The sequence below is a fragment of the Micromonospora sp. ATA51 genome, from assembly GCF_016802855.1.
Lineage (GTDB): Bacteria > Actinomycetota > Actinomycetes > Mycobacteriales > Micromonosporaceae > Micromonospora > Micromonospora sicca.
On the sequence record NZ_JAEVHJ010000363.1, the window covers coordinates 1 to 6,356 of the forward strand.

Below are 6,356 nucleotides of genomic sequence, written 5' to 3' on the forward strand. Positions count from 1 at the left end.
GAATCAAGTCATCTACGTTGCGCTTTGGCCAACCCAATCTCGGCTGACGCTTCCGCATGGACGGCCAAGGTGGACGGCATTCGCCCCAGTGGACCAGATGCCGCGTCGGCGATCTCCACCTCGACCTGCTTGATGGTGACCGGCTCGCCGCCGCCGATGCCGAGCACGCAGGCCGCCTCGCAGGGCGCCGGGCAGAGCCGGCCGGTGAACTCCGGGAAGTTGTTGGTGGCGTGCAGCGACTCCACCGCGGCGTCCCAGTTGCCGGTCCGGACCAGGTCGTTCCAGTCCGGGATGCGGTTGCCCAGCGGGCAGCCGTCGTGGCAGAACGGGATGCCGCAGTCCATGCACCGGGTGGCCTGCTCGCGGATCAGCTCCTCGCCGGCCGGCGGGTACACCTCCCGCCAGTCGGAGATCCGCACCGGCACCGGGCGGCGCGCCGGCAGCCGCCGGTTGTAGCGCAGGAAACCGTTCGGGTCAGGCACGAGCCACCTCCTGGGCGACCGCCCGGGGGGCGGGCGGCACCGGCATGGACGAAGCGGAAGGCGCCGACTGTGGTGTCGGGGCAGCTTGCGCCGCCAATGCGCTCATCACCGCGTCGTCGACGTCACGGCCGGCGGCTTCGGCGGCCCGCATGATCTCCAGCACCCGGCGGTAGTCCCGGGGCACCACGGCGGTGAACTCCTCCACCGCCTCCGGCCAGCGCTTCAACAGCTCCTCGGCGACCGCGGAGGCGGTCTCGGCGAAGTGTCGCTGCACCAGCTCGTGCAGCCGGTCCCGCTCCTCGGGCCGCAGCGGGGCGAGGTCGACCAGTTCGGCGTTGACCCGCGCCCGGTCGAGCCGCCAGACGAACGCCGTGCCACCGGACATGCCGGCGGCGAAGTTGCGCCCGGTCTCGCCGAGCACCACCACCGTGCCGCCGGTCATGTACTCGCAGCCGTGGTCGCCGACGCCCTCCACGACGGCCACCGCGCCCGAGTTGCGCACCGCGAAGCGCTCGCCGACCCGGCCGCGCAGGAAGACCTCGCCGCCGGTCGCGCCGTACAGGATGGTGTTGCCGGCGATGATCTGATCCTCGGCCCGCTCCCCCGGCCCGGCCTCGCCGTCGACGAACGGCGCCGCCGGGTCCGGGCGGACGACGAGCCGGCCGCCGGAAAGGCCCTTGCCGACGTAGTCGTTGGCGTCGCCGTGCAGCCGCAGGGTCACCCCGCGCGGCAGGAACGCGCCGAACGACTGGCCGGCGGTGCCGTGCAGCAGGAACTCGACGGTGTCCTCCGGCAGGCCGGCGCCGCCGAAGCGGCGGGTGACCTCGCCGCCGAGCATCGCGCCGACGCTGCGGTGCTCGTTGCGGACGGCCACCTCGACCCGGACCGGGGTCCCGTCGCGCAGCGCCGGCTCCGCGAGGGCGATCAGCTCGTTGTCCAGGGCCAGCTCCAGGCCGTGGTCCTGGGCCCGGACGCCCCGCCGCGCGGCGTCCGCCGGCAGCTCCGGCAACCGGAGTACGGGCGCCAGGTCGAGCCCGTGCCCCTTCCAGTGGTCGATCGCCGGGGTGACGTCGAGCAGCTCGGTCTGCCCGATCGCCTCCTCGATCGACCGGAAGCCCAGCTCGGCCAGGTAACCCCGGACCTCCTCGGCGAGGAAGAGGAAGAAGTTCTCCACGAACTCCGGCCTGCCGGTGAACCGCTCGCGCAGCACCGGGTTCTGCGTGGCGATGCCGACCGGGCAGGTGTCCAGGTGGCAGACCCGCATCATCACGCAGCCCTCGACGATCAGCGGGGCGGTGGCGAAGCCGAACTCCTCCGCGCCGAGCAGCGCCGCGATGAGCACGTCCCGGCCGGTCTTGAGCTGGCCGTCGACCTGCACGGTGACCCGGTCGCGCAGCTTGTTGAGCAGCAGCGTCTGCTGCGCCTCGGCCAGGCCCAGCTCCCACGGGGTGCCGGCGTGCTTGAGCGAGTTGAGCGGGGAGGCGCCGGTGCCGCCGTCGTGGCCGGAAATCAGGATGACGTCGGCCTTGAGCTTGGCGACGCCGGCCGCGACGGTGCCCACGCCGACCTCGCTGACCAGCTTGACGTGCACCCGGGCGGCCGGGTTGACGCACTTCAGGTCGTGCACGAGCTGGGCGAGGTCCTCGATGGAGTAGATGTCGTGGTGCGGCGGCGGGGAGATCAGGCCGACGCCCGGGGTGGCGTGCCGGGTCCGGGCGATCCACGGCCAGACCTTGTTGCCGGGGAGCTGGCCGCCCTCGCCGGGCTTCGCGCCCTGGGCCATCTTGATCTGGAGGTCGTCGGCGTTGACCAGGTATTCGCTGGTCACCCCGAACCGGCCGCTGGCGATCTGCTTCACCGCGGAGCGGCGGGCCGGGTCGTGCAGCCGGTCGACGTCCTCGCCGCCCTCGCCGGTGTTGGACTTGCCGCCGAGGCGGTTCATCGCGATGGCCAGGGTCTCGTGCGCCTCCGCCGAGATCGACCCGTACGACATGGCACCGGTGGCGAACCGCTTGACGATCTCGCCGGCCGGCTCCACCTCGTCCAGCGGCACCGGCGGGCGCACGCCGGTACGCAGGGTGAACAGCCCGCGCAGCGAGCCGGCCCGCGCGGCCAGCTCGTCGACCTTCGCGGTGTACTGCCGGAAGACGTCGTACTGGCGGCTGCGGGTGGCGTGCTGGAGCAGGAAGACCGTCTCCGGGTTGAACAGGTGCAGCTCACCCTCGCGGCGCCACTGGTACTCGCCGCCGACCTCCAACCGGTCGGAGCTCTGCGCGCCCGGGGCCGGCCAGGCCAGCGCGTGCCGGGCGGCCACCTCGGCGTGGATCTCGTTCAGCCCGATCCCGCTGATCTTGCTGGGGGTGCCCCGGAAGTAGCGCTCGACCAGGCGGGTGTCCAGGCCGACCGCCTCGAAGACCTGCGCGCCGCAGTACGACGACACGGTCGAGATGCCCATCTTGGACATGATCTTCAGGACGCCCTTGCCGAGCGCCTTGACGTAGTTGCGGATCGCCTTCCCGGGTCGACCCCGGGAAGCGCCCCGGTGGAGATCATGTCCTCCACCGACTCGAAGGCCAGGTACGGGTTGACCGCCGCCGCGCCGTACCCGATCAGCACCGCCGCGTGGTGCACCTCCCGGCAGTCGCCGGACTCCACGATCAGCGCCACCTGGGTCCGCGTCTGCTCGCGGACCAAGTGCTGGTGCACCGCCGCGGTGAGCAGCAGCGACGGGATCGGCGCCAGGTCGGCGTTGGAGTCCCGGTCGGACAGGACCAGGATCCGCACCCCGTCCTCGATCGCCTCGGAGACGTGCCGGCAGATCTCGGTCAGCCGGGCCTTGATGCCGGCGCCGCCGTCGCGGACCCGGTAGAGCCCGGAGACCCGGACCGCCTTGAAGCCGGGCAGGTCGCCGTCCTCGTCGATGGAGAGGATCTTGGCCAGCTCGTCGTTGTCGATCACCGGGTACGGCAGCACGATCTGCCGGCAGCTCGCCGGGCCTGGGTCGAGCAGGTTGCCCTCCGGCCCGATGGTGGAGGCCAGGCTGGTCACCAGCTCCTCCCGGATGGCGTCCAGCGGCGGGTTGGTGACCTGGGCGAAGAGCTGGTGGAAGTAGTCGTAGAGCAGCCGCGGCCGGGTCGACAGCGGGGCGATCGGGGTGTCGGTGCCCATCGAGCCGATGGGCTCCGCGCCGGCCCGCGCCATCGGGGCGAGCAGGATCTTCAACTCCTCCTCGGTGTAGCCGAAGGTCTGCTGGCGGCGGCGCACCGAGTCGTGGGTGTAGACGATGTGTTCACGCGGCGGCAGGTCGCCCAGGTCGATCAGGCCGGCGTGCAGCCACTCGTCGTACGGCCGGGCGGCGGCCAGCTCGGCCTTGATCTCGTCGTCGGAGACGATCCGCCCGTTGACGGTGTCGACCAGGAACATCTTCCCCGGCTGGAGCCGCCCCTTGGCGACCACCCGGGCCGGCTCGAGGTCGAGCACCCCCGCCTCGCTGCCCAGCACGACCAGGCCGTCGGCGGTGCGCCACCAGCGGCCCGGGCGCAGCCCGTTGCGGTCCAGCACCGCGCCGACGATCTCGCCGTCGGTGAAGGCGACCGAGGCGGGCCCGTCCCACGGCTCCATCAGGCTGGCGTGGAAGCGGTAGAAGGCGCGCTTGTCGGCGCGCATCTCGGGGTCGTTCTCCCAGGCCTCCGGGATCATCATCAGCACCGCGTGCGGCAGGCTCCGCCCCGCCAGGTGCAGCAGCTCCAGGACCTCGTCGAAGTTCGCCGAGTCGGAGGCGCCCGGGGTGCAGACCGGGAAGACCCGGCGGATGTTGCCGGGCAGGTTCGGGCTGCGCAGCAGCGCCTCGCGGGCCTGCATCCAGTTCCGGTTGCCGCGGATCGTGTTGATCTCGCCGTTGTGCGCGATGAACCGGTAGGGGTGGGCCAGCGGCCAGGACGGGAACGTGTTCGTCGAGAAGCGCGAGTGCACCAGGGCGATGGCGCTCTCGACCCGCTCGTCGGTCAGCTCCGGGTAGTACGCCGGAAGCTGGTCCGGGGTGAGCATGCCCTTCCAGACCATGGTCCGCCCGGACAGCGACGGGAAGTACGCCGGCACCCCCCGCTCGGCGGTCTCCCGCTCGGCCTGCTTGCGCACGCAGAACGCCACCCGGTCCAGGTCCAGCCCGGCCAGCGGGGAGCCGGCCGGGCCGGCCGGCGAGTCGGTCAGCCGGTGCGCGGCGAGGAACAGCTGCCGGACCCGGGGCATCGCCGCCAGCGCGGTCTCGCCGAGGCCGCTCGGGTCGGTGGGCACGTCCCGCCAGCCGAGCACGTCGGCCCCCTCGACCAGGGCGTACTTCTCCACCACCCGACGGGCCAGCGCCTCACCGGCGTCGTCGTCGGGGAGGAAGACCAGGCCGGTCGCGTACTGGCCGGCGGGCGGCAGCGGGAAGTCGACGACCGCGCGCAGGAACGCGTCCGGCACCTGGATCATGATCCCGGCGCCGTCACCGGTGTTGTGCTCCGCGCCCCGGGCGCCCCGGTGGTCCAGCCGGCAGAGCGCGCCGAGACCGTTGGCGACGACCTCGTGCGACCGGCGTCCGTGCAGGTCGGCCACGAAGGCCACACCGCACGCGTCGTGCTCCTGCGCGGGGTCGTAGAGCCCCGTGGCGGGCGGGGCCGACTGCGGGCTGAGAGGGTACGGAAAGGCCACCGGGCCTCCTGTCGTCACTCAGGTTGGATCATGGTCGGGACGACGTCGGCCCTCGTGGGTTTATTGAGTCTACGTTAGGGCGCACGGCGCAAGGCCAGTTCGGATTGATCACACTTCCACAATCTGGGACATGTAGTCTCGCGCGGTGGATGTCCTACGCGCTGAGCTGTTCGACCGCTTGGAGAGTTTCTACGACGCGGTGCCCCGCGACGGCGCCCGCACCGAGGAGTACGGCGCGCTGGTCCTCTTCGTCCGGGACGGCGCCGGCTGGCCGTTCTACGCCCGCCCCCGGCTCGACGCCACGAAGCCGCCGTCGCTGGCCGACGTCACCGCCGTCCGGGCCCGCCAGCGGGAGCTGGGGCTGCCCGAGGCGTTCGAGTGGGTGCACGAGGTCACCCCGGACCTGCTCGCCGTCGCCCGCTCGGCGGGGCTGACCGTGCTGGAGGCGCCGTTGATGGTGCTCGACCCGGTCGACCCGCCGGACCCGGCGACGCTCAGCGACGTACCGGTGCGGGTCCTCGACCCGGCCTCCTCCGGCTTCGCCGCCGACGTCGCGATCCGGCGGGCCGTCGCGGCGGTCGGCTTCTCCCACGGCGGCACCGTCCGGGGCGACGCCGGGCCGGCCGAGCGGGACGCGACCGTGGCCCGCCTGGACGTGGCCGCGCTCGAGGAGGAGGCGGTCCGGGTCGCGGACGGCCGCCGGATCTCGGTGCTCGCGGAGAGCGCCGGCCAGGGGCCGCTGGCCAGCGGGATGGCGATGCGGGTCGGCGCGTCGCCGACGATCGCCGGGGTGGCCACCCTGCCGATCGCCCGCCGCCGCGGCCTCGGCGCCGCGGTCACCGCCGCCCTGGCCCGCGAGCTGCGCGCCGCCGGCACCGACCTGATCTTCCTCTCCGCCGGCAGCGAGGAGATCGCCCGCGTCTACCTGCGGGTCGGCTTCCGCCGGGTCGGCACGGCCTGCATCGCCGAACCGGCCGCCCTCATCGGCTGACCGGGCGGCACCCGGCCACCCGCGGCGGAACGTCGGGGGTCAGGCGGGCGGGTGCCACTGGGCGGCGGCGGAGGCGGCGGTGTTGCGCAGCCGGGGGCTGATCGTGCCTAGGGCGGCGTCGCGGGCGCGCAGGGCCAGCCGGCCCCGGGTCTGCAGCACCGCGGACATCCGGCGGGTCTGCCGGACCATGG

General features: G+C 73.3%; 1 protein-coding gene and 3 pseudogenes. 1 reads left to right on the forward strand and 3 read right to left on the reverse strand.

What is annotated here, in order from left to right; genetic code table 11:
- Positions 1-98 precede the first annotated feature (98 nt).
- Positions 99-482, reverse strand: a pseudogene (gene gltD, locus JNW87_RS33030) (glutamate synthase); the annotation flags it as partial.
- Positions 475-5,174, reverse strand: a pseudogene (gene gltB / locus JNW87_RS33035) (glutamate synthase large subunit). The pseudogenes gltB and gltD, both read right to left, overlap by 8 nt.
- 145 nt (positions 5,175-5,319) lie before the next feature.
- Between gltB and JNW87_RS33040 the strand changes: the two are divergent.
- Complete coding sequence (locus JNW87_RS33040; protein ID WP_238455029.1) at positions 5,320-6,165, forward strand: GNAT family N-acetyltransferase; 846 nt, start codon at positions 5,320-5,322, stop codon at positions 6,163-6,165.
- 39 nt (positions 6,166-6,204) lie between these two features.
- On the opposite strand, the pseudogene JNW87_RS33045 reads toward JNW87_RS33040, so the two are convergent.
- A pseudogene (locus tag JNW87_RS33045) lies at positions 6,205-6,356 on the reverse strand (FAD-dependent monooxygenase); the annotation flags it as partial.